Annotated in this window: 24 protein-coding genes; 16 read left to right on the plus strand and 8 right to left on the minus strand. The window is 47.7% G+C overall.

Features of this window, described 5'->3' with window-relative positions:
* The first annotated feature begins 1 nt into the window (after position 1).
* The 6 genes from gspJ to chrA are packed head-to-tail and all read left to right on the plus strand — an operon-like array spanning position 2 to position 5,423.
* Complete coding sequence (gspJ, locus tag NO559_RS10685) at positions 2-643, plus strand: type II secretion system minor pseudopilin GspJ (protein ID WP_258331818.1); 642 nt, start codon at positions 2-4, stop codon at positions 641-643.
* Positions 618-1,616 (plus strand): type II secretion system minor pseudopilin GspK, encoded by a 999-nt coding sequence (gene gspK / locus NO559_RS10690; protein ID WP_258331819.1) that lies wholly within the window; start codon positions 618-620, stop codon positions 1,614-1,616. Before gspJ ends, gspK begins: the two co-directional genes overlap by 26 nt.
* A 12-nt stretch (positions 1,617-1,628) precedes the next feature.
* On the plus strand, positions 1,629-2,885 hold the full coding sequence (gene gspL / locus NO559_RS10695) for a type II secretion system protein GspL (protein WP_258331820.1): 1,257 nt from the start codon (positions 1,629-1,631) through the stop codon (positions 2,883-2,885).
* Between the two features lie 6 nt (positions 2,886-2,891).
* Complete coding sequence (locus NO559_RS10700; RefSeq protein WP_258331821.1) at positions 2,892-3,392, plus strand: type II secretion system protein M; 501 nt, start codon at positions 2,892-2,894, stop codon at positions 3,390-3,392.
* 2 nt (positions 3,393-3,394) lie between these two features.
* Positions 3,395-4,159 (plus strand): type II secretion system protein N, encoded by a 765-nt coding sequence (locus NO559_RS10705; RefSeq protein WP_258331822.1) that lies wholly within the window; start codon positions 3,395-3,397, stop codon positions 4,157-4,159.
* Between the two features lie 43 nt (positions 4,160-4,202).
* Positions 4,203-5,423, plus strand: coding sequence for a chromate efflux transporter (gene chrA, locus NO559_RS10710; RefSeq protein WP_258331823.1), 1,221 nt, complete (start codon positions 4,203-4,205; stop codon positions 5,421-5,423).
* Positions 5,424-5,480: 57 nt separating this feature from the next.
* On the opposite strand, the gene NO559_RS10715 is transcribed toward chrA, so the two are convergent.
* Positions 5,481-6,149 (minus strand): protein-L-isoaspartate(D-aspartate) O-methyltransferase, encoded by a 669-nt coding sequence (locus NO559_RS10715; protein WP_258331824.1) that lies wholly within the window; start codon positions 6,147-6,149, stop codon positions 5,481-5,483.
* Between the two features lie 514 nt (positions 6,150-6,663).
* Between NO559_RS10715 and NO559_RS10720 the strand changes: the two genes are divergently transcribed.
* Positions 6,664-7,452, plus strand: a complete 789-nt coding sequence (locus NO559_RS10720) for a hypothetical protein (RefSeq protein ID WP_258331825.1) — start codon at positions 6,664-6,666, stop codon at positions 7,450-7,452.
* 52 nt (positions 7,453-7,504) lie between these two features.
* Here the strand turns inward: NO559_RS10720 and NO559_RS10725 are convergent, their stop codons facing one another.
* On the minus strand, positions 7,505-7,993 hold the full coding sequence (locus NO559_RS10725; protein WP_258331826.1) for a hypothetical protein: 489 nt from the start codon (positions 7,991-7,993) through the stop codon (positions 7,505-7,507).
* Between the two features lie 479 nt (positions 7,994-8,472).
* On the opposite strand from NO559_RS10725, the gene NO559_RS10730 reads away from it, so the two are divergent.
* From NO559_RS10730 to NO559_RS10745, 4 genes are all read left to right on the plus strand, one after another.
* Complete coding sequence (locus NO559_RS10730) at positions 8,473-9,849, plus strand: aldehyde dehydrogenase family protein (RefSeq protein WP_258331827.1); 1,377 nt, start codon at positions 8,473-8,475, stop codon at positions 9,847-9,849.
* Between the two features lie 96 nt (positions 9,850-9,945).
* Positions 9,946-10,215, plus strand: coding sequence for a zinc ribbon domain-containing protein (locus NO559_RS10735; protein ID WP_258331828.1), 270 nt, complete (start codon positions 9,946-9,948; stop codon positions 10,213-10,215).
* Positions 10,216-10,299: 84 nt separating this feature from the next.
* Entirely contained in the window at positions 10,300-10,821 is a 522-nt protein-coding gene (locus NO559_RS10740) for a phosphatase PAP2 family protein (protein ID WP_258331829.1), read from the plus strand.
* A 12-nt stretch (positions 10,822-10,833) separates the two neighbouring features.
* A complete protein-coding gene (locus NO559_RS10745) occupies positions 10,834-11,919 on the plus strand; it encodes an MJ1255/VC2487 family glycosyltransferase (protein ID WP_258331830.1) in 1,086 nt (361 codons plus the stop codon).
* A gap of 3 nt (positions 11,920-11,922) precedes the next feature.
* On the opposite strand, the gene NO559_RS10750 is transcribed toward NO559_RS10745, so the two are convergent.
* Positions 11,923-12,939, minus strand: a complete 1,017-nt coding sequence (locus NO559_RS10750) for an AraC family transcriptional regulator (protein WP_258331831.1) — start codon at positions 12,937-12,939, stop codon at positions 11,923-11,925.
* Positions 12,940-13,236: 297 nt separating this feature from the next.
* Positions 13,237-14,973: an acyl-CoA dehydrogenase C-terminal domain-containing protein gene (locus tag NO559_RS10755; RefSeq protein WP_258331954.1), complete on the minus strand. Its 1,737-nt coding sequence runs from the start codon at positions 14,971-14,973 to the stop codon at positions 13,237-13,239.
* A gap of 239 nt (positions 14,974-15,212) precedes the next feature.
* Between NO559_RS10755 and NO559_RS10760 the strand changes: the two genes are divergently transcribed.
* The gene (locus tag NO559_RS10760; protein ID WP_258331832.1) at positions 15,213-16,748 is read left to right on the plus strand and encodes a PQQ-dependent sugar dehydrogenase; all 1,536 of its coding nucleotides are present in this window, start codon (positions 15,213-15,215) and stop codon (positions 16,746-16,748) included.
* A gap of 4 nt (positions 16,749-16,752) precedes the next feature.
* On the opposite strand, the gene NO559_RS10765 is transcribed toward NO559_RS10760, so the two are convergent.
* Positions 16,753-17,331, minus strand: a complete 579-nt coding sequence (locus NO559_RS10765) for a DNA-3-methyladenine glycosylase I (RefSeq protein ID WP_258331833.1) — start codon at positions 17,329-17,331, stop codon at positions 16,753-16,755.
* Positions 17,332-17,416: 85 nt separating this feature from the next.
* Between NO559_RS10765 and NO559_RS10770 the strand changes: the two genes are divergently transcribed.
* The 3 genes from NO559_RS10770 to NO559_RS10780 are packed head-to-tail and all read left to right on the plus strand — an operon-like array spanning position 17,417 to position 22,189.
* Positions 17,417-18,574 (plus strand): efflux RND transporter periplasmic adaptor subunit, encoded by a 1,158-nt coding sequence (locus tag NO559_RS10770; RefSeq protein ID WP_258331834.1) that lies wholly within the window; start codon positions 17,417-17,419, stop codon positions 18,572-18,574.
* Positions 18,574-21,720, plus strand: coding sequence for an efflux RND transporter permease subunit (locus tag NO559_RS10775; RefSeq protein WP_258331835.1), 3,147 nt, complete (start codon positions 18,574-18,576; stop codon positions 21,718-21,720). The genes NO559_RS10770 and NO559_RS10775 overlap by 1 nt, the downstream gene beginning before the upstream one ends.
* A 58-nt stretch (positions 21,721-21,778) precedes the next feature.
* A complete protein-coding gene (locus NO559_RS10780) occupies positions 21,779-22,189 on the plus strand; it encodes a DUF4399 domain-containing protein (RefSeq protein ID WP_258331836.1) in 411 nt (136 codons plus the stop codon).
* A 64-nt stretch (positions 22,190-22,253) separates the two neighbouring features.
* On the opposite strand, the gene NO559_RS10785 is transcribed toward NO559_RS10780, so the two are convergent.
* From NO559_RS10785 to NO559_RS10795, 3 genes are all read right to left on the minus strand, one after another.
* Positions 22,254-22,430, minus strand: a complete 177-nt coding sequence (locus tag NO559_RS10785; RefSeq protein ID WP_258331837.1) for a hypothetical protein — start codon at positions 22,428-22,430, stop codon at positions 22,254-22,256.
* A 196-nt stretch (positions 22,431-22,626) separates the two neighbouring features.
* Entirely contained in the window at positions 22,627-23,133 is a 507-nt protein-coding gene (locus tag NO559_RS10790) for a hypothetical protein (RefSeq protein WP_258331838.1), read from the minus strand.
* A 56-nt stretch (positions 23,134-23,189) separates the two neighbouring features.
* Entirely contained in the window at positions 23,190-23,537 is a 348-nt protein-coding gene (locus NO559_RS10795; RefSeq protein WP_258331839.1) for a translation initiation factor Sui1, read from the minus strand.
* Between the two features lie 106 nt (positions 23,538-23,643).
* Here NO559_RS10795 and NO559_RS10800 point away from each other — a divergent pair, with 106 nt between their 5' ends.
* The gene (locus NO559_RS10800; protein WP_258331840.1) at positions 23,644-23,865 is read left to right on the plus strand and encodes a SlyX family protein; all 222 of its coding nucleotides are present in this window, start codon (positions 23,644-23,646) and stop codon (positions 23,863-23,865) included.
* The last annotated feature ends 26 nt before the right edge of the window (positions 23,866-23,891 follow it).

Genomic DNA, 23,891 nt, shown 5'->3' on the forward strand with positions numbered 1-23,891 from the left:
TATGAATACGCTTAGACAAAAAACAGTGCCAAGCGGCCAGCAAGGTTTTACCTTAATAGAGGTGGTGCTGGCCATAGCGATTACTGCCTTTGTGGCGGCGTTGGGCTACAGCGCTATCAGCACGGCTATCAACACCGCCGAACAACATGAGCAAAAAGCGCAAGAGCTTAGCGATGTGCAGTTAGCCCTCAGTGTGTTGGAGCGCGATATACGCAATGCCGTTGCCCGCCCCATCATAGATGAGTACGGCCATGAGCAGGCGGCGCTTAGTGGCGGTGAACTGGCGGAGTATGCCCTGCAATTAACCCGCCGCGGCTGGGCCAACCCCAGCGAAGTGCGCCGTGGTGAACTACAGCGGGTGCGTTATGAATACAGCGACAATACTCTATGGCGCGAGCATTGGCTGGTATTGGATAGAGTGGATGAAGATAGCAGTAAGCAACGGGTAAAATTAATTAGCGGAGTAGAGTTGTTTGAATTGCGTTTTTTAAAACCCGACGCAACCACTAACAACGAGCTGGGCGGCGAGTGGCAGCCCAATTGGGATGAACAGGCTATGCCTGCGGCGGTAGAAATTAATTTTGAATTAACCCGTTTTGGCTTAGTGAGGCGTGTGTTTGAAATACTTAATACGCCACAGTAAAACACAAAAAAAGCAAGCGGGGGCCGCCTTAATTGTGGCCTTGTTGATTGTGTTTATAGTGGCCTCGCTGGCGGTGACCGTTAGCAGTGATTTTTTAGTGATGTTTAGGCGGGTGGAAAACCAAATCCATGGCCAGCAGGCCTATGCCTATTTAACCGGGGCAGAGGGCTTGGGGCGCTGGGCCGTTTTAGAGGGTGACGACAACTGGAACTACGATCATCGCAGCGAAGCATTTTTGCAGCAGCCTATAGCCTTTGCCAATGATGTAGCTCAGTTTACGGGGGCTTTAAGTGATATGCAGGGCCGTATTAATATTAATTACTTGCAGTCGGTTAGTAAGAATGGGCCACCTAGTTATAGCATTGCCCAAGAACGTTTTATACGCCTGCTACAGACCTTGGATTTAGAAACACCTTTAGATGTCATCGCCGCAGAAGAAATCGCCAATGCAGTATTTGATTGGCTGGATGTAGATAGCGACGAGCGTCAGCCCGGCGGTGCCGAGGCCTTTTATTATAGCGAAGCCACCCCACCTGGCAGAGCTGGCAACCGTGAAATGCAAAGTGTTAGCGAATTGCGCTGGGTAAAAGGCATTAGCGCAGAAATTTATCAGGCCCTGCTGCCGCATATTACGGTGTGGGGTAATGGCAAAATCAATATTAATACGGCTAGTGAGCAAGTTTTGCGTAGCTTAAATAAACCCAAAGATTTAATACCGCTGTCGCCTTTAGATGTGGCGACTTTAGTAGAGGCACAAAGCCCAGAGGATGGCGGTTATGACGATATAAGTGTGTTTACGCAGCCGCCACTTGTAGATTTAAAAATAGATATCAGCGATTTAGTGGTTAATAGCGAGGTATTTTTATTAACCACCAAGGTGTTATTGTTAGAGCGTGAGTACGCATTAAACAGTATTATTTTACGGGCCAATGACCGCGCCACCATCATAGCTAGAAGCCAGCAACCCCTATAATGAGAGATGAATGTGAACGCACAAACACTCAATAATCCGCAAGCCATACAGGTGGTCAAAGCCTGCGTCGATGATAATGGCCAGCCCTATTATCAATGGCAGGATGCCGTCAGCCAGCAATTGCACAGTGGCAGCGCAACAGACTTGCTGAATAATTTACCGCAGCTTAAGCAATTAGAGTTAATCGTCCCTGCGCAGTATTGCAGTTTAAAGCACTATGCCTTTGATAGCAGCGAAAGCAAAGTACTGCGCCAAACTTTACCCTATAGTCTAGAGGATGAGCTGCTCACGGATGTAGATGAATTGCACTTCGCCTTAGGTGAACCACAGCAAGGTAAAGTAGCAGTAGCGATTATCAACACCGAGTTAGTTGCCAACTGGCTTGGTGATTTACGCGCTGCAGCTAACACTAAGGAAGTAGATATTAAACGCCTAAGCCCTGAACTATTAGCACTGCCTTGGTTGGAACAACAGTGGACCTTGTGCGTAGACGATAGCGAAGAGACCGAGCGTTATATACTGCGATCTTCAGCCTATCAGGGCTTTGCCGTACCGGCTGCTTTATTCAACCAGGCGCTAAGCCTATTAATAGCCGAGCAGGGCCTGCCCGACAGCATAGTGCTGTATAGCGCGGATGAAAGCCGCGAGGCCATTAAGGCGGCGCTGCCAGAATCCTTGCAGCCGTTAGTTTTATGGCAAAGCGGTAGCTACTGGTTATTGATAACAGCTCAGCAGCAATTGGGGCCAGACAGCGAACCGCTTAGTCTATTGCAGGGGCTGTTTGCCCGTGGCCTGGCTTGGCGTAAATATTGGTTACAATGGCGCAAAGTGGTGGCCTTGTTTGCGGTGGTGGTGGCAGCGCAGTTGGCTTATGCCTACACCGAAAATTATCGCCTGGATGCTAAAAATTTAAAGCTGCGCAGCCAAATCGAAGCGGCGTACCGCAGCGCCATACCCAAAGGTGCGGTGATCAATCCCGAAAAACAATTAAAACGCAAAGTGGCCGCCTTACAGGGCGGCAATGGCGAAGGCTTTGTGCATTTATTGGCAAAAGTCGCAGCCATCACTCATACCGTGCCGGGCTTTACGCTGCAAAGTATGAATTACAGCGAAAACCAAAGCGAAATGCGCCTCACAGTATTGGCCAATAGTTTTAAAGAGGTGGAGAGTGTGCGCAGTCAATTGCAGCAACAGGGTGTGCAGGCCGAACTTACTGGTAGTAGTAGCGAAGGAGGCAAAACCCGTGCGCGTTTGCGTATTAGAGGTTAACAAATTATGGAAACCATAAAAAATATACAGCAACAGTTATTAGAGCGCTTTAATCAGCTCAAGCGTAAAGAACAGTACTATATTGTTGCTTTATTGCTACTGCTAGTACCTTATGTGTTTTATATGCTGCTGTGGAAGCCGGTAGTGGCTGAAAATACGCAATTAAAACAAGCTAATGTTCTTGCTCAGCAGCAATTGCAAACTGTGCAGCAGCTGGCTCAAAAATATAAACAACTCAGCAGCAGCGGTGCTAGCAATAATACGGAGGTGAATTTGCCGCAGCTTATAGATACTAGCTTGCTGCGCCATAAATTAGCCTTAAAACGCATGCAACCTTCGGCTAGCGGTGATATACAGCTGCGCTTTGAAGAAGTGTCCTTTAATCATTTGGTTGCCTGGTTGCATGAGTTGGAAACTGTGTACGGTGTTGTTGTTAAAGATGCTTCGATTACCCCCGGTAATAGTGATGGGGTGGTGAGCAGTTCAGTACGCTTACGTAAGGGTTAATGGTGTTAGAAAAAATTTGGCAGTGGCGTTATAAAATTTATGCCCTGGTATTTTGTATTTGTGTGCTGGTAACTGCGCCAGCGTCGTTATTAACTTTGTTGCTTAAAGATACGCTGCCTAAGCTATGGTTAAGTGAAGCTAAAGGGTCGTTTTGGCAGGGTGAAGTTGATCAGGCCATTATCAAAGTCAATGGCGGCAGTCTTAGTTTAGGTAAAGTGCAGTGGTCACTAAAGCCCAGCAGTTTATTGTTATTAAGCCCCACAATAGAGCTTAAAACGCTGGCGCCGGGGCAAAGTTTGATTGCTACCGCTAGTGCTTACCCCAATGGCAAGTTGCAGCTGGCTAATCTGCGTGGTGAATTTCCTCTTAGTATTCTCGAACCCTGGGTGCCGTTGCTGATGAGTGGCCAGGTGTTTTTCGATATTGCCAAGCTTACGCTTAAAGATAATGCCGTAACGCAGTTGCAAGGGCGCATCAACCTGCGCGATACCGTGTGGCGCGGCGGCGATGTGCCTATGCCGCTGGGGCATTATCAAGCCGATATTAGTAGTGATGATAAGGCAATTAGCGTACTGCTTAGTGATCAAAAGGCCCAGCTAGGTTTGCAGGGTAGTATTAACGCCATGTTGGCCGGTCAGTATCAAATGGCTTTAAGCTTGAGTGCTACTCAAGGATTAAACCCGGCAGTCATTAAGTCAGTGGCGTGGCTGGGTAAAAAGCAGGGCGATAGTGTGGTAGTCATTAAGCGTAGCGGACAGTGGCGTTAAATATTGATAATTACAGGGTTATTGTATAAACATATTCTTTGCTATGCACAATGCGAAAACATATCAAACAAACACGGGTAGCGTACTCGAAGTCTTTCTTGCTTTTTTAAAGCTAGGCCTAACATCTTTTGGTGGGCCTATAGCCCACTTGGCTTATTTTAGAACGGAGTTTGTTGAGCGGCGCCGCTGGCTTAGCGAACAACAATTTGCCCAGCTATTAGCTATTTGCCAATTTTTACCGGGGCCTGCGAGTAGCCAGTTAGGATTTAGCCTAGGCCTATTGCGTGTTGGTTGGTTAGGGGCGATAGCTGCTTTTGTAGCTTTTACGCTACCGTCTGCTATTTTGCTATTACTGTTTGCAACAGCGCTGCCTTTTTTATCGGGTACTGTTGCACTGGCGGCGCTGCATGGGCTAAAGCTAGTGGCTTGTGCTGTTGTTGCTGATGCGGTTTTGGGGATGTTTAGCAAGCTTTGTGTTGATTTGCGCAGGAAGCTTGTTGCTTTACTCGCCGCAGTCATTTTAATGGCTGCCAGCGGCGTTTGGCTGCAATTAACAGTGGTGGTTTTGGCGGCAATAGTTGGTGTACTTTTTTTTAATAATAGGGACGATTCTAATAATAACAGCTGGTCGCTAGTGCTTTGTTATGGGGTAAATACTGGAGCCGTGTTGCTTGTATTGTTTCTGGCTTTGTTAATGGCTCTACCTATTGTTGCTACGAGCAATGAGGGTTTGTACGCCGTGGCAGATGTGTTTTATAGAGCAGGGGCTTTGGTTTTTGGTGGCGGCCACGTGGTATTGCCATTGCTAGAGGATGCGCTGGTTGCTCCCGGTAAAGTTTTACCTGAGCAATTTTTGGCAGGCTACGGTGCCTCGCAGGCTATACCGGGCCCCATGTTTGCTTTTGCCGCCTATCTTGGTGCGCTATTATCGCCAGTAGCCAGCCCAATGCTTAGCGCTGCTACTGCTTTATTATTTATTTTTCTTCCAGGATTTTTACTGCTGGCAGGTGTGCTCCCTTTTTGGCGCGCGGTATCACATAACGCCGTTGCACTACGTGCCATTGCAGCTGTTAATGCCGCGGTGGTGGGGATGTTGGGTGCGGCTTTATATGACCCTATATTGACCTCGGGGATAACAAGCGTGGTTGATTTAGCCATAGTGCTGATAGCTATTGGGCTATTGATTAGGTGGCGAGTGTCGCCATTGCTGGTGGTGTTGTGGTGTGTGGGGTTAAGTGTGGGGCAGACGTATTTACATTTTTAGAACATTGTTTGGCGAGTATATAAATTCCCTAAGTTTTTTATCTTCTGCTCATGTCGCTTAGTTGCTAGCGGCTAATCCTTGTAAAGGTACAAAGCTCACTGCCAACCGTATTTGCTTTTTTATTTCACCCTTAAGATTTTTGTCTAGTGTAATGAGGTCTTGGCTTAAGTCGGCATTTTTTATAGGGGCGACTAGCCGCCCCCCTGGTTTTAATTGTTCGACTAAGGCTGGAGGGATAGATCCTGCGGCGGTGATAATAATAGCATCGTAGGGAGCATGTTTTGGCCAACCTGAGCAACCGTTAGCGCATTTACTGATTATGTTGGTATAAGCTAATGCTATAAATTTACTTTTTGCTTGCTCGGCCAGCGGCGCTATTAGCTCTATGCTGTAAACCTGTTTAACAAGTTGTGCGAGTATAGCTGCTTGGTAGCCAGACCCAGTCCCTATTTCTAAAACGCTATGCTGCGGCTGCGGTTTTAGCAGCTGGGTCATCAATGCCACTATGTAGGGCTGCGATATAGTTTGGCCATAGCCTATAGGCAGAGGTGAATTTTGATAAGCCTGCTCTTGGTAGCCCTGGCCAATAAATTGCTGCCTAGGCACCTGCGCTAGGGCAGCAATTAGCCGCGGGTCTAGTTGTGGTACACCGGTTAAATGCGCTGTTCTTGCTATGTCCTGCTGTATGGCATTTAGCATGGTGGATTTTGTGTGCTCTGTGTTCATAGCTGCTTCGATATAACAATGGCTTAGATTAAGCTTAGTCGATATTTTTTGGCAGTATCAACTGGAATGTGTGGCTACATATTAGTGTTGGCTTATAGGCGATAAGGTATAGCCGCCAGTTTTTTTATTGCAAAATAGTTATTGGTTTGCCACTTTTTTGTGAAATATTTACGTGTTAATAGCAATTGATTTGGTTACGGTAGTCAACACCAAGTCAGGATGCACTTGGTTAATAGCTGCGAATAATTCAACTGATAATTACGTTAGCTAATAGCTAATCACTGCAATGCAGTTGATGCTAGCTCGTTGTTAAAAATAACAGGCATACGGATATGCTCACTTCTTGAGTTTTTCTCCCTCCTGTTTGATTTTATAGTCGCTAGTCGTCATTTTTTATATGGAAGCATTACACAAGGATGTTTTTTATTAATGTATGGCTAGTAAGGTTTAGCCTAGCTACCGGCATAGCCTAGAGTTGTAAAGCATAGTCTTGCTATAGGATAGGAGATCAAGGATGAAGTTAAGCCATTGTATACGTTATTTATTTGTTATTTTGCAGAGTTTTAATGCAGCCCAAGCTGCATTAGTAGGCCCTGGGGATATAGCTTTTACCGGCTGGAATGCCGATAGCCGAGATGCTTTTTCTTTTGTTGCGCTAACAGAGATTAATCCGGGCGAGACGATTATTTTTACTGATAATGAGTGGGATGGGGCTAGTTTTAATAGTGGCGAAGGTGAGTTAAGTTGGACAGCTAATAGCGTGGTAGCTGCTGGTACGGTCGTGGCGCTAAGTGATATTAACTCTAGCACTCAACTTGCTGCTAGTACGGGGTTGGCGTCAGGCCGTATTAACCTGAATGCCTCAAATGAGGGCTTGTTTGCATTGCTGGGTAGCTTAGCCGCGCCTAGCAGTTTTTTAACCGCGTTTGCCAGTGATGGAGCAGCAGGTTTTACTAGTCTTGCTGGCACCGGCTTGAGTGTGGGTTTAAATGCTATAGATTTTCATGCTACAGCAGCTCAGGATGCCGATATATTTGCTTATGCAGGGGCGCGGTCTGGGCAGTTTATTTTTAGCGACTATTTAGCGCAGCTTAACAATACTAGCAACTGGTTATTTCAAGGCGGTAGCGGTGATCAAAGTGATGATGGCATAGGCCCTGATGCCCCCTTTGACAATTCAAGCTTTAGCTTACAGGGCAGTGTTGTAAATGTAAGTGAGCCGGCAGGTTTATCACTACTATTTGCCTGTGCCGTTGCGATAACGGTATGCAACCGGCGCTTAAGGTTTAGCATAAGCTCTTAAGCGCGATTGCTGAAAGCCCACAGGGTAAACCACCGGTATTAATTGCCTGCTGTTATTTAATTTTATTGATCAGCTCTTCGCATTGTTGCTTAATTTCCTGCGCAGCTTTTACCGCTGCTTGTGTGGCTGTGGCTTTGGAGTGCTTATACTGTTCGGTTACTTTGTGCGCTGACTCGCTCATAAAGTCTCTAGCTTCCATAGTCGCTAAATGAGCCTGTAAGGCTGAGTGATCAATTACCGGTTGCGTTTTTTGCTTGGCACTGAGGCCTATATCTCGCAGGTGAAGCTTTAGCCCCTGCCAGTGGTCACCGGCATCCATGGCGGCTAGGTGGGCTTGCAGTAAAGCCTCATCGGTGTTGGTTTCTATATGATGGCTGGCTTCGATTAATCGGGCCTTTAGCTGTTCCAGCTGTCGTTTGCTGCGTTGCCATAATTGCTGGCTCTCATCCGCCAATTCATCAACACTGTCCTCTATTTGTTCGCCAAGTTTGCTTAGCTTTTCACTGGCTTCTTTAACGGTGTTATCTAATTGTTTAAGCATGGCGGGGTCCTTCTGCTGTATCTGAAAATAAGAGCGATTTGCGATGACTGGCTACAGTATAGATTGTTTATGAAAATGCGATGGGCTATTTAAGGGGTAGTGGAGTTAGGATAGTGGCTGTTTTATAGCTGGCTGTGGTTAAGGTTATCGCACAGCTAGATCACGCATAATAATCCTCTATTGAGGTGGAACTATAGGCTAGCCTAATACACCAATAGGGGGCGCGATAATACGCAAATACATCCAGTCTGGGGTTATGGGCTCATTATTGTTAGCGCATCGTATTGCCATGAGGGCTAGAGCTTTGCTGCTGCCCAAGATCAGTAGTTGATTATTGGTTGGGTGGCCTATAAATGCTGTTTTGCCCTATAGGTAGTTATCGCATTTGTCATTGCCATGTTAAAAAGGTAATAATGTCGTGCTGACGCCTGCCTATAGGCTGATTTATATTAATAAGTATATGTTTTAATTGGGTTTTTATGCCCCTTTTAGTTATAGATGAGGAAACTGAGATGATCGACGAGATGATCGCCAAGGCGAGAGTAGCCCAGGCTGAGTATGCAAAGTTCTCGCAAGAGCAGGTGGATGAGATTGTTCGCGCTATCGGTAAGGTTATCTACGATAACGCCGAAGAGTTAGCTAGAAACGCGGTTGAAGAAACGCGTATGGGTAACTTTGAAGATAAGTTGGTCAAAAAGTTAGGTAAGTCACGGGCTATTTGGAACAGCCTTAAAGGCAAGCGTTCTATAGGCATCATCGAAGAAAAGGACGAAAACGGCCTAGTTAAAATCGCCAAGCCCGTAGGTGTGGTCGGTGCGGTAACACCTACCACCAACCCCGTAGTGACACCTATGTGTAACGCCATGTTTGCCCTAAAAGGCGGCAATGCCATTATTGTTGCACCGCATCCACGCGCGAAAAAGTGTAGTGCGCAAGCGGTAGATTTAATGAACGGTGAAATTAAACGCCTAGGTGGCCCCGATAACTTGATTCAGTGCATACGCGAGCCCAGCATAGCGGCTACTAATGAGCTAATGCAAAAAGTTGACGTACTCGTCGCCACCGGTGGCCCTGCCATGGTTACCGCAGCTTATAGCAGCGGCAAACCTTCATTTGGTGTAGGCCCAGGTAATGTGCAGGTGATTATTGATACCGATGTGGATTATAACGATGCTGCCGCCAAGGTCATTGCCGGTCGTAAGTTTGACTACGGTATTATCTGCTCGGGCGAGCAATCAGTGATTGCCCAAAAAGATGATTACAGCAAAGTCATAGAGGCTTTCAAAGCTAACGGCGCTCACTATGTAGAAGATGAAGCCACCGCCGATAAGCTGCGCGCTACCATTTTTGAAGATGGTCATATCGCCGCCGACGTAGTAGGCCAAAGTCCACAGCGTATTGCTGAAATGGCAGGTATAGAAATAGCCGACGACGCTAAGATTATTTTGATTAAATCTAATGGTCGCGATGACGATATACTGCGCAAAGAAAAAATGTGCCCAGTGATGGTTGCTCACGAGTACACAGACTTTGATAATGCGATAGCCATTGCTCAGCAAAACCTTGGGGTAGAGGGTAAAGGTCACACCTGCGCTATACACTCCAACAATGATGAGCATATACGCCAGGCTGGTATTGCCTTGCCAGTGAGCCGTTTAGTAGTTAACGAGGCTAGCTCATTAACAGCTGGCGGCAGCTTGAAGAACGGTTTTGCACCTACCACGACTTTAGGTTGTGGCTCTTGGGGTAATAACTCAATTTCTGAAAACTTAAACTATCATCACTTAATCAATGTGCACCGCATAGGTTATGTGCACGATAAGCCCGCACCGACAGATGATGAAATCTGGTCATAACGGGTAACTAGCGAAAAGGCCAACTTTATGTTGGCCTTTTTTATAAGTGTTATAGCATCGTTATTTAATTGCCATAGTAAGGGGAGCAAACTATCAATGGCAGAATATGTACAGCAAGGTTTGTTAGCGGCAGATTTGCTCTGCCCCCATTGCCAGCATAAGGGCTTGGTGAACGCTAATCTGTGGCAGTGTAAGAGTTGCCAAAAACAGTATGACTTTTCGATTTACTGTGAGCTTTGTGGTGACGCTGTGCAGCGTTTAACCGGCTGTGGTAGCTCAGAGCATTATTACTGCCGTACTTGTAAAACTCCGGTATCGCGTAAGGCGGTGCTGTATACCATGACTGAAGCAAATAATTTGTCATAGTGTTTTGCCTGGAATAATTTGGCTGTCATAAATACTTCATTAATCTGTCACTTAGCCTTAATAAGCCTTAGCTAGATTAAAGCTATGACAGTATTTGATGGCATTACACATTACGATAGGCGCATGCTGATATGGTGTAGCAAGTCGCGTTACTATCCTTGTTTAATTACTGGCTTTAGAGTTATTTCGCGCAGTGGCGACGGCTATGTGCAGCTGTTATTGCCATTGTTATTACTAGCGTTTGACTATCAAGCTTATAGTGCCTTTGTGCAATTGATGATGATGGCCTTTGCCATAGAGCGGCTGTTGTATCTACTGTTAAAAAACGCCCTTAAGCGCCCGCGTCCACCTGAGGCCATTCCCAGCTTTTGCAGCATAGTACGAGCTTCCGATCAATTTAGCTTTCCCTCCGGTCATACCATGGCGGCGTTTTTACTTGCTGGCCTTTGTGCTATGCAATTTCCCTATTGGGCCTTGCCTTTGTATGGCTGGGCTTTGTTAGTGGGCGTGTCGCGGGTGATTATGGGCGTACATTTTCCCAGCGATATACTGGCGGGGGCGACCCTGGGTTGCAGTATTGCTGCTGTAGTTAGGTTTATGGTTTAAAGGATAATCAGTATGAAAATTTTATATGGCGTGCAAGCTACTGGTAATGGCCATATCTCTAGGGCGAGAATGATGGCTAGGTATTTTTCTAAGAAAAATATTGCGGTAGATTACTTGTTTACGGGGCGAGATAAAAAAGATCTTTTTGATATGCAATGCTTTGGTAGTTACTCTCACCGTAAAGGATTAAGTTTTAATGTGTCGGAAGGGCAGATTAACTATTTTAAAACCTGCACGGATAATCAGTTGTTGAGATTTTTTTATGATGTGCTGCGCTTAGATCTGGCTAGCTATGATTTGATTATTAGCGATTTCGAGCCAGTAAGCGCATGGGCCGGTAAGCTAAAGCATAAACCGGTGCTAGGTGTAGGTCACCAGTATGCCTTTGCTGATAAAACACCTATGGCCGGTGATAATTTGTTAACTCGCAGCATTATGAAATACTTTGCACCGGTAGACTATCCCGTAGGTCTGCACTGGGCGGCGTATAATGATTACACCTTGCCGCCTATTATCAATACCGATTTAAAACGGCAACATAGTAATAATAAAATTGTGGTGTATCTGCCATTTGAAAATCAACAAAGGGTCACGCGTATTCTTAATCAATTTCCTCAGTATAATTTTATTCAGTACGCTCCCGCAGTTCATGAGGCTGAGTCTTATAATGTTACTACCAAAAAAACCTGTTATGAGGGGTTTAAAGAGGATTTGAGTTTGGCGGCGGCTGTGATCTGTAATGCCGGTTTTGAACTGGTGAGCGAATGCCTGTATTTGGGCTTGCCGGTATTGGTGAAGCCCGTGGCAGGGCAAATGGAACAGGCCTCTAACGCCCGCGCTCTGCAATCGCTAGGCTATGCTGAGGTGATGAATGTGGTGAACTTTACCTCTATTGCCAGCTGGTTAAACACGGTGGCAGCGGCTGGGCCGGTTAAGCCTTTGCCCATACCGAATGTGGCGGAAGCTTTAGTGGATTGGATAGAACAGGGGCAGTGGCAGGATAGAAAAACCTTAGCGCAACAATTGTGGCAGCCTTTGCAGCCGGCTATGGGCTGTGATCAGCGTTATAGTTTTAATCAGCCGCAGTATAGTTTTTAGCCTTTATTTAGCATTGCTGTTTTTCTGGCCGCGAAATTGTTGCGGGGTAAGCCCAGTCCAATTTTTAAAGGCGCGGTTAAGTGAGGCCGACTCAGAAAAACCTACCAGCTGAGCTATATCGGCAATGTTCATATTGCTACGGCTGAGTTTATCCATGGTGAGGTCACGGCGTATTAGTTCTTTTAAGTGCCTATAGCTGGTGTTTTCGGCAGCCAATTTACGGCCTAGTGAGGTGCGACTCATATGTAGTGAGTCGGCTAATTGCTCTAGGGTGGGGAATTTAAGATGCTCTCTGGATTGTTTTAAAATTAAAATTTTAATACGAGTTTCTAAGCTGGAATCTTTACCGGGGATTGATAAAAAATCATCAGGCAGGCTATTTAAAAAATCATAGAGTTCACTGCGTGAGCGTATAGGTTGCAGATCTTTAAAGTTGTCATTAAAAATCAGTGCATTTCTTTCCCGGTTAAAATGTATAGGGCACTGAAATAATAATTTATACACTTCAGAGTGTGCGGGCTCGGGGTAAGCAAACTCGGCGTATAAGGGCTTTATTTTTTGATTGCTAAACCAGCAAGATAATCTATGCCAGTAGAATAAAATATATTCAATACTGAAATGTTGAATATCATAGGAGGGCGCGTGGTTGACAACGCTAAGTGCTTGTTTGTCATCCACAGCTTCTAGCGACATGATGATATCACTGTCTACTAAGGTGTAAAAACGCGTCATCTCCTTAAAAAAATGGGCGAAGTTTGTGCTGCGACGCGCTAACTTGCAGGCGGTGGCAAAAGTACCGCGCTTGCAGGGCCTCTGAGTAAAGCCCAAGAACTCATCATCCATGGCATCCCATAAATAGCGCCACAAATTTGAAAACTCTTGATTAGTGACGGTACTTGTCGGGTCATCTAGTTTGGCGACATCTATATTCAGCGCCTTACAGATGGCGGCGGGCCGCAAGCCTTTACGCTTGGCGCTGTGTAGAGCGATATGAAAATAGTGCGCGGGTATATCTGACATTAACCTTTAAGGCCCTGTGATGAGTTAGCGCTAGGGATTATAAAGGGGTTTGAGCCAATATAAAAATGGTGGGTTGCTGGCTTGCTAGGGTACAAGGTCAGTTGGTTATTTTGCTGTGCAGTATTAGCAGCGCGTGGGCTAGTGATTTCGGCTGCCAGCAAGTAAGGGTAGTGTTGCTAAGACACGCCGTGAATATGTCCCTATAGGCTAGGCGCTGGCATCCATGCCAGCGACTGTCTTAGCAACATTACCCTTACTTGCTTTTGAGATCCGAGCTTAGCGAAAGATTTAACAGCTTTAAAAAGCCGCCTCTTCCATAGCCATTAAGGCGCTATGATCCGCCATGATTTGCAGCTTCAAGCTATCAATACGTGGCAGCAGGTTGCTGTAGTAAAACTGGGCTATCGTGCGCTTATTGCGGTGCAGCTCGCTATCGCTGTTGGCGGCAGCGGCCATTTTGGCCCACATATAGGCGAAAATAACGTAGCCGATCAGGTCTTGGTAATACACGGCAGTGGCGCCAATTAACTCTGGCGAGCCTTGCTCGACTATATATTGGGTGCACTCTTGCAGCTGTTGGCAGGCTGCCAGCAGCGCGCTTTTCATCTCTGTCGTCAGTGTGGCGCTATCGGCAAACTGTTGCGCTTCGGCGATTAAATGGGCAACGCTGGCGCCTTGGTTGGGGGCGACTTTACGGCCTAATAAGTCCATGGCCTGTATGCCGTTGGTGCCTTCATAAATTTGGGTGATGCGCACATCGCGTACTAGCTGCTCTTGCCCCCACTCCCTAATAAAACCGTGGCCGCCCAAGACTTGTTGCCCCAATACGCAGGTCTCTAGGCCGCGGTCGGTGCAAAAGCCTTTCACTATAGGGGTGAGCAGAGCCACTTGCTCGGCAGCTTGTTGCTTGGCTTGCTCATCGTCTGAGAACTTGGTGATGTCTAATAGGTTGGCGGTGTAGGTGCTAAAGCAGCGGCCAGCCTCGGTAAAGGCGCGCATAGTGAACAACATGCGACGCACATCGGGGTGTACTAACAGGCTTTCAGCTTGATCGGGGCTGACGCCCTTACGGCGGCCTTGTAGGCGTTCGCGGGCGTATTGGGCTGCGCATTGGTAGGAGCGCTCGGCCGGGCCTATGCCCTGTATGCCAACGCCTACACGCTCGTAGTTCATCATGGTAAACATGGCCATGAGGCCGCGGTTTTCCTGACCTACCAAATAGCCGGTAGCTCCATCAAAATTCATCACACAGGTGGGCGAGGCTTTAATGCCCATTTTATGCTCTATAGAGCCGCAGCTCAGCTTATTGGCTTGGCCGTTGTTCAGTATTTTGGGTACCAAAAACATCGATATACCCTTGGGGCCAGCGGGGGCGTCGGGCAGCTTGGCCAATACTAAGTGGATGATATTGTCGGTGAGGTCGTGTTCGCCACCGGTAATAAAAATCTTGGTGCCGCTAATGGCGTAGCTGCCATCGTCTTGGGCTGTGGCTTTGCTGCGTATAATGCCTAGGTCGGAGCCGGCGTGAGGCTCCGTTAGGCACATAGAGCCAGCCCATTCACCGCTGTACATTTTGGGCAGGTATTGTTGTTTTAACTCATCGCTGCCGTGCTCATTAAGCGCTAAACAAGCACCGGCTGTGAGCATGGGGAATAAGGAAAACGAGAGGTCGGCACTGGCAAACATCTCTTCACAGTGCACGGCTAGCGCCTTGGGCATACCCAATGCGCCAAAGTCTGGGTTGCCGGTTAGGCCGCCCCAGCCACCCTCACTAAGCGCTTGATAAGCGGCCTTGTGACCTTTGGCGGTGGTAACTTTACCTTCGGAAAATGAGCAGCCCTGTTCGTCGGCCTCACGGCTAAAAGGCGCTATCATATCGCGGCTGAGCTTGGCGCACTCGGCTAACATGGCACTGGCAGTATCGGCATCTACCCGCTCGGCCAGTATGGGGTTGTTAGCCCACTGCTGGGGCAAATTAAACACCTCGTTAAGCAAAAATTCTATATCGGCTACGGGCGGGTTAAATTCTGACATGGTGCTCACTTCCAATAGTGGGTTGGTTAACAAAGTATTGTGTATTAGGGGGTAGCCTGCTTGACGGCTTACCCCAGCTTTCATGGCTTTTTGGCTCTATTGAGCCCAGATCAGTGATCTTGTTTACTGGTTGCTGCGCAGTTCAAGCCGTTTTGACTATAGTTTAGGATGACAAAAGCGCGCTGAATTATGAAAAATAAATAATAACTAATAAATAAAAGTGCAGAGGTGTAGCGACGATGAGTCAATTCCTAAAGCGAGTATTGCTAAGCCTATTAGCTGTTGTGGTATTGCTATTACTAACGGCAAAGCTATGGCTGGGGGAGGAGTTTGAGACCAGCGCTAAAGTGTTACTTAACACTGTGGCCGGCTATAGCGTGGCTAGCCCCAGCCAGCAGCAGGTAGACCAACGCTTTACCGTGCCGCCAGGTTTTAGAGTAACCGTCTATGCTAGCGACTTGGGCAAGGTGCGCATGTTAGAGATGAGCCCAGCCGGTGATTTACTCGCCAGCCAGCCGCGCAAAGGCACGGTCACTATACTGGGGCGTGACAATAACCGCGATGGCCTGCCCGATAACCGCCGTGTGTTATTGGCGGGCTTAACTCGGCCCCACGGTTTGGAGCTGGTTGATGGCTGGTTATATGTGGCAGAGTCGAATCAGATAGGCCGCATAGCCTTTGATGCGCAAAGCGGGCAGGTGCAGGGTGACTACCAAGTCCTGATTAAGGGCTTAAGCGACAGTGGCAATCACTGGACCAAATCACTGCGCGCCGGTGACGATGGTTGGTTGTATGTTAGCTCAGGTTCTAGCTGCAATGTCTGTGTAGAGGAGGATGAGCAGCGCGCTGCCATTAGCCGCTTTAAATTAGCAGACCAAAATCCACGCCTAGAGTTGTTTGCCAGCGGCCTGCGCAACAGCGTAGGCATGGATTGGTCGCCCTGGGAGCAGGCGTTATACGCTACTGATAATGGCCGTGACTTATTAGGCGATGACTACCCACCTTGCGAGCTCAATCGTATTGTTAAAGGGGGCTTTTATGGCTGGCCTTATATCAACGGCTATGCCGAGCTAGATCCTGATTTGGGGCAGGGGCGGGAGGATTTATTAAACGATGCTATTTCGCCGGTGCATGGTTTTCGCGCCCATAACGCGCCTTTGGGGATGCGCTTTATTTCCGCGGGTGATTGGCCAGCACAGTTTCATAAAACCGCCTTGGTGGCCTTGCATGGCTCTTGGAATCGCTCTAGCCGTGACGGATATAAAGTGGTGTCCTTGCATTGGCAGCCCAATGGCAAGGTTATCGAGCGCGATTTTATGAGCGGCTTTTTGCGCTCGGATATGGCGCAACCGCAGGGCGAGTCTGTAATAGGTAGGCCGGTGGATATAGCGCAGGGCGAGGATGGCGCAGTGTATATTTCCGATGATTACTCCGGCACTGTCTTTAAAGTGGTTTATAGCGGGGAGTCAGAGCCGCTAGCAGCTAGCTACGGGGCCAATGCCAAAACGGCTGTGCAAGTTAAAGTTAGTGGTGCTAGTAGCCTAGAGTTACAACAGCAGGGGGCAGCGGTATTTAAACATTACCACTGCGCTAGCTGTCACGACGCGCGCTATGCACAAGCCAATCGCCCAGTGCGGCCACTAGAGAATTTAGCCAGCCGTTACACCGCAGAAGGCTTGCAAGATTTCTTGTTAAGCCCTACGCCGCCCATGCCTTTATACCCGCTAAGCGAGCAACAGCGTATAGCTCTAGCTGCTTATTTACTTAATCGCTAGGGTGTTAAGGGCTGACTTGGCTATGGCGATAGCAGCTTACCAAGTGGTCATTGACCATGCCGGTGGCCTGCATAAAGGCGTACATAATGGTGGGGCCAACAAAATTAAAGCCGCGCTTTTTTAACTCTTTGCTCAGCTGCCGCGACAATTCCGTTTCAGCAGGTACGTCTTCTAAGCGGGCATAACGGTTTTGTATAGGCTGGTGGTTAACATAGCGCCATAAAAACTCGTTTAGGGAACCAAACTCATTTTGTATGGCCATAACTGCCTTAGCATTATTACGTGCAGAATAAACTTTTAAGCGGTTGCGTATAATGGCTGGATTGCTTAATAGTTGCTCGAGTTTTTTGTCGCTGTAGTTAGCTACAGTTGCTATGTCGAATAAGTCGAACAGCTCTCTATAGGCTGTGCGTTTGCGCAGCACGGTAATCCAGGCCAAACCAGCCTGTGCGCCTTCTAGGCATAAAAACTCAAATAAGCGCTGGTCGTCGTGTAAGGGGACGCCCCACTCTTGGTCATGATACTGTTCATACAAGCTGTCACCATGGCACCAACCACAGCGTGATAAGATTTTATTTGTCATAATGAGTATCTTTATAGTGACTTTATAGAATGATTACACTAATAAGCACTTTAACTGAAAGTATTAATCAGGCAAACAGGGCCCTATGAGCAGCGATAAAAACATCAAGCTATTAAAATGGGCCTTGCCCGTCATTATTATTGTCGGCGCTTACGCACTGGTACAAATCATGATAGCCGCTAAGGCTTCTGCTCCCAAGAAGCCGGCTGCAGCCAGCGCGGTGTTGGTGGAGGTGGCCACCATAGCCTTGCAGCCCATTCAGCTGACGGTGCAGTCTCAGGGCACTGTTAAACCTAAGCAGCAAATTGAGGTGGTCAGCGAAGTGGCGGGTACCGTTTTATGGGTATCCCCCAAGCTGGTTAATGGCGGCAGAGTTGAACAGGGTGAGCTATTACTGAAAATAGACCCTATTAACTACCAAGTGGCTGTCGCCGAAGCCAGGGCCAGCCTAGCACAGGCCGAACTTAACCTAGCCGATGAGCAGGCCGAATATAAGCGCGGTGCGGCTTACGGTATAGAAAATAAAGTAGCTAGTGCCTCTTTACGTAGCCGAAAACTGGCGTTGGTAGAGGCTGAGCATAAAGCGAGCCTGGAAAGGCTACGGCAAGCTGAACAGCAATTAGCCAAAACTCAAATCACCGCAGCTTTTGCTGCCTTTATTACTGCTAAGGCGGTAGATGTAGGCCAGTATGTGGCGGTGGGCAAGGTGTTAATGAATTTGCAGGGGGCTGAACTCGCGGAAATCCGCTTGCCTATTAGCCATAGCGAGCTGGCGTATTTGCCACAGCAATTACCTACCCCGGTCAGTTTACAGGCGGCTAATCAGCAGCAGTGGCAGGCGCAAGTGGTGCGCGTGGATGCGATGTTGGATGAACAAACGCGGGTGGTTAATGCAGTTGCCCAAGTAGCTCGGCCCTATGACTTAACACCCCAGCCCTTAAATTTAGGTATGTTTGTAAAGGCGCAGATACAAGGCCTACAGCTGCCGGAGGCAGTAAGGTTACCGCTAGCAGCGCTGCATGGCGACGAGGTTTATGTGGTAGAGCAGGGCCGCTTGCAGCTGCGCAAAGTGCATGTGTATAGGCGCGAAAGCCAACATGCCATTATCGATAGTGGTTTAAACAACGGTGATCAAGTGGTGATGACTAAATTGGACTTGATGATTGCCGGTATGGCTGTCGATACCCGGGTTAATCAAGCGTTGTTGTCTGCGCCTGCAGGCTACAGTGAGGGCGCTGATTAATGATACAGGAGCGTGGTGTCATTGCTTGGATGGCGCGCAACTCAGTTGCCGCTAATTTGCTAATGTGGGTTGTGATTATGGCGGGGGTTAATGCGCTGTTCACTATTACCAAAGAGGTGTTCCCCAGTTTTCCTTCCGAGGTGCTAACCATTACGGTGCCTTACCCCGGCTCTTCACCCGAAGAGGTGGAAGAAGGCATACTGATAAAAATCGAAGAGCAAATTCAAGACTTAATAGGCATTGATGAAATTATCTCGCGCGCCAGCGAGGGCAGTGGTGTGGTCACGGTGAAGGTTAAGCCCGGCACCGATATCGCTACGTTTATGAACAAGGTGAAGTTGCGAGTAGATGGCATTTCTTCGTTTCCCTTAAATGCTGAACCCGCCATTATTGAAGAGCAATTATCGCGTACCCGTGCCATCAACCTGACCTTATACGGTGAATTGAGCGAGCATGATTTAAAGCGGCTAGCGGATAAAATGCGCGATGATTTACTCGCTATTAAGGGGATTACCGAAGTCGTTATGGTGGGTACCCGCGACTATGAAATCAGTATAGAAATCTCCGATATCGCCTTGCAGCAATACGGCCTCAGTTTTGATCAAGTGGTTAACGCCATACAAAATCAATCAAAAGATTTACCCGGCGGTAAGCTGCGTACTGAAGGCGGTACGATTACTTTGCGCTCTATAGGTCAGGCTTATACTGCCGATGAGTTTTCCGAGCTAAGCATTATTAATCAAGCCGATGGTACTCGCATCAGCTTAGGGGATATTGCCGTTGTTAAAGATGCTTTCGCCGACCAGCCGGTGCTTAGCGAGCTTAACCAAGTGCATGGTATTACGCTACAAGTAGAAAGAGTGGGGGAGCAGGATGTACTGGCCATCAGTGAGCAGGTGAAACAATATGTAGCGCAGCAGACGCCCTTATTACCCGAGGGTGTTGGGGTAAGCCACTGGCAAGATCGCACCGAAATTTTAAAAAGCCGCATTAATCTAATGCTCAAATCGGCCTTTCAGGGCATGGTGCTAGTGGCCATATCGCTGGCCTTATTGTTAGAGCTGTCACTGGCTTTTTGGGTGGTAGTGGGGCTGCCCTTTTGTGTGCTGGGCACTATTTTTATTATGGATTTAGCCTTTGTTAATCTGTCGATTAATATAGTTTCGCTGTTTGGTTTTATTTTAGTGCTGGGTATTTTGGTGGATGATGCCATCGTCACTGCAGAGAGTGCCTACACCCAACTGGAAGAAGAAAACGACGGTGTTAACAGTATTATCCGGGGGGTAAGGCGGGTAGCGGTGCCCACTACATTTGGGGTGCTCACTACTATATTTGCTTTTATGCCCTTGGTGCTGGCCACCGAAGGCATAGCCCGTTTTTTTAGCGTAATGGCGCCGGTTATTATTATCGCGCTATTGTTTTCTTTGCTAGAGACTAAATTAATCCTGCCATCGCATTTGCGCCATATCAAAATCCGCCGCGCTCATGAGGCCGGCGTTGATAAGGGTATGGGGGCTGTTTTTAGACGTATGCAAAGCTACTGCAGTGGCAAAATGGCCAGCTTTGCTCAGCAACGATATATGCCCGCCTTAGATTGGGCGTTGCGTTATCGTTATATCACGCTATCGATTTTTGTGGCTGTATTAATATTGGCCTTGGGCTTGGTGCAGTCGGGGATAGTGCGGCAGGTGTTTTTTCCTTCGGTACCCTCAGATGGCATGTCGGTGGATATGACTATGCCCCAAGGCAGCTCCTATACGCTCACGCATGATTATGCCCGTCGTATAGAAAGGGCGGCTATGGCACTTAATGAGCACTACCATGAAGTCAGTGGTAGTGGTGTAGATGTGGTGAAGCAAATCTATACCTTGTCCGAAAGTGACACTCAGGCGAAAATACGAGTGGAATTAATTAATAGCACTGAGCGCAGTATTACCTCGGTGGAAATTGCTAAATGGTGGCGTGAAAAAATTGGCGAGCTGCCGGGGGTTAAATCATTCACCATAGATGCCAACGCTGGCCATGCCGGTATTCCTATAGATGTAGAGTTGCAAAGCGACAATTTAGAACAGCTGCGCTTAGCCTCTGAGGATATACGCAAGCAGCTACTGTTGTTTGATGGTGTGTTTGATGTGCGCGATACCTTTGATGCCGGCGGCCCCGAAATCGATGTGCAGCTCACCCGTGAGGGTGAGGCTCTGGGCTTGGGGCAAGCGGAACTGGCCAGGCAGGTGCGGCAGGCATTTTTCGGTGCCGAGGTGCAGCGTATACAGCGCGGCAGGCATGAAGTGCGGGTGTATGTACGCTTTCCTGAGCATGAGCGTAACAGTTTAAGTACATTGCAGCATATGTGGGTGCAATTGCCTGATGGTGGCAAAGTGCCTTTTGCGGTTGTGGGGCGTGCAGTTGAGCGCAAGGGCGTAAGTACAATCAACCGTATAGATCGGCGCCGTGTGGTGAATGTGCAGGCTGATGTCGACAAGGTCAAAGTGTCACCCAGTGACGTGATATTGTCTTTGCAAAGCGAGATATTGCCCGAGGTTTTACAGCGCTATCCAGATGTTAATTACCGCTTCACCGGTGAAGAAGAGGCTAGGGCCGAAAACATCGCCAGCTTGAGCACTGGCGTGTTAGTGATGCTAATGATTATATACGCTGCTTTAGCCATCCCCTTGCGCTCCTATGGTTTGCCGCTGATTATTATGGCGGTTATACCCTTTGGAGTGGTGGGGGCGATACTGGGCCACTTATTGCTGGGCCAGGATATTAGTATTATTTCCATTGTGGGTATTATCGCGCTCAGCGGCATAGCCGTTAACGATAGTTTGGTACTGGTAGATTATATTAACCATCGCTACCACAGCGGGCTCAGTTGGCGCGCGGCTATTAAAGAGTCTGGCCCGCGGCGGTTTAGGGCGGTAGTGTTAACCTCGGTGACTACCTTTGCCGGTTTGCTGCCTATACAGTTAGAGCGCTCTATACAGGCGCAGTTTTTAAAACCTATGGCGGTGTCTGTGGCGTTCGGCGTAATATTTGCCACCGTGGTGACCTTAATTTTGGTGCCAGTGCTTTGCTATATTGCCGGTGATTTTAAGCAGTGGATTAAGCGTCGCAGGGGGCAATTTGTTCAGCCCTTAACAGAGTAAACGGCTGAGTTAGCCAAACCTATTTTTGATTAACCTGTAAAAATGATTAAGGATTGTTATGTTAAAAAAAATACTATCAACCATGTTATTCGTGGCAGCCGCGAGCCAGGCTACTGCACAAACAGCCTCACCTGCAGGCGCTAAGGTGTATATCATTAGCCCAGCAGATGGTGCGGTGGTGACCTCGCCGGTTACGGTTACCTTTGGCCTTAAGGGTATGGGGGTTGCGCCGGCTGGTACCGATAGAGCGAATACTGGCCATCACCATTTATTAGTAGATGCCAAGGCCTTACCCGCAGCAGGTCAGCCTATGGGCGGTGAGGTTATCCACTTTGGTGGCGGCCAAACTGAAACTACATTGGAGTTAGCGCCAGGTAAGCATAGCCTGCAGTTGATTATGGGCGATATGGCTCATGTGCCGCACAACCCTATAGTGGCTTCGGAAAAAATTACCATTACCGTTAAGTAAACAGCAGCTTGTTGGCACAGTAGCCCCTAGCCATAAAAGGGGCGCTGTGTTGTGGCGCTGACTATTAGTGATGTTGGTGGGCTTCCAGTTCTTGTAATAGTGTTTTCAGCGTTGCTAATTCTTGTTCTTTGGCTAGGCTAATTTCCCTGGTTTTAGCCACTAGCATATCTAGTTCTTGTGCGCTTATATGTTGGTGAGCGGCTCGGTCTAAAATTTCCTCTATGACACTTTTGCTATTCATGTTTTACCTCTATAGCGACTACCAGTACAGATAGGTCGGTAAGCGCTAGTCAGCATTTTGTTGTTACCTTGGGTTGCCTCTAAGGCGCTAAGGAGCCAGCCTATAGTCATAGAGTAATAGAAATAAAAAGCCGCATTAGAACAATGGGCTATTAACAGAGTAGTTGCTAAGCCAATGTCGTTGTTAGGTTTTTTGCTTAACCGGCAGCTTGATCATAACGCTCGCTGAGGGTGTCATAAAACTGGTCGCGTATGCTGGCTAGTTCTTTTTTAAAGGCTGTGGTTTGCTCGCTGCTGTGATAGCGGCCGGGGTAGAACTGTTTTCTAAACTGAGCCATTTTACCGGTATAGAGCTTCATTAGTTTTTGTAGCCTTTTTTCACCCAGTAAAAGCAGCTTGGCATCGGCCACGGAGACTTGCTCAAAAATATCGACAAATTGACTGCTTAATGCGTCCAGCTCTTTCTGCTGTTTTAAGGACATGCGCTCGGCTTTGGGGCCTATTTCGTTAATTAGCGAGGCATATTTAGAATAAGTATGGCTCACTTTGCCTAGGTGTTCGGCGACTTCTTCTAGCAGGGTGCTGCGGCGTTGGCTTTTGTGCTCGCTGACTAGCCTGAGTTTTTCTTTGACGGAGTAGTAAACGCTAAGCCCGCCAAACAGCGCCCCTAGCAGTATCATGGCGATGGTTTCGATAATTTCCATAGAGTGTTTCTTTTATTGGGTTATTGTAAGCAGCTTTTTTATTAGTACTTTATAGCCTATCCGCCACTGATTTTCACCGCATAGCCTTTGCTCTCTAGTAAGCTTTTGAGCAGTTCCCGGTGGTCGCCCTGAATCTCAACGACCCCTTGCTTGATGGCGCCGCCGGTACTGCAGCGTTGTTTGAGCTCTTTGGCTAAGGTTTTAAGCTCTTTGGCATTGAGGGGAAGGCCGCTGATTAGAGTTACCCCTTTACCTTTGCGGCCTTTGGTTTCCCTTTGTATGCGCACTATGCCATCGCCCAAGGGGATGTCGTTTTTAAGTTGTTGGCAGTGACATTGCTTGATAGCTTGTTGGCATTCGGGGCAGACCTTGCCGACTTCGGTTGAGAATACCACACGCTTCATAGTGAATTCCTATTGGTTTATCGTTGCAGACGATTATAATGGCGGCAGTGGTGATTCGAAAGCATTGAATTGCAATCCTCAATATTTAGGAATAAAGGTCTATACCGTGGCAGAACCTGACAGCGATATGCGTGAGCAATTGGTCGACTTGCAGTCGCAATTGGCGTTTCAAGAGGATACTATTTATACACTTAACCAAATAGTGACTGAGCAGCAGCAGCAATTGGAGCGGCTCAATGAAATGATCAATCAGTTAAAGTTGCAGATAGAGGCGGCTCCTGACGGTCAAAACAATCAAGCCCTGTCAGAAAGGCCTCCGCACTACTAAGAAGTAATTCTATCGCTTGGGTTGAT

Source organism: Dasania sp. GY-MA-18 (assembly GCF_024734385.1).
Taxonomy (GTDB): Bacteria; Pseudomonadota; Gammaproteobacteria; order Pseudomonadales; family Dasaniaceae; genus Dasania; species Dasania phycosphaerae.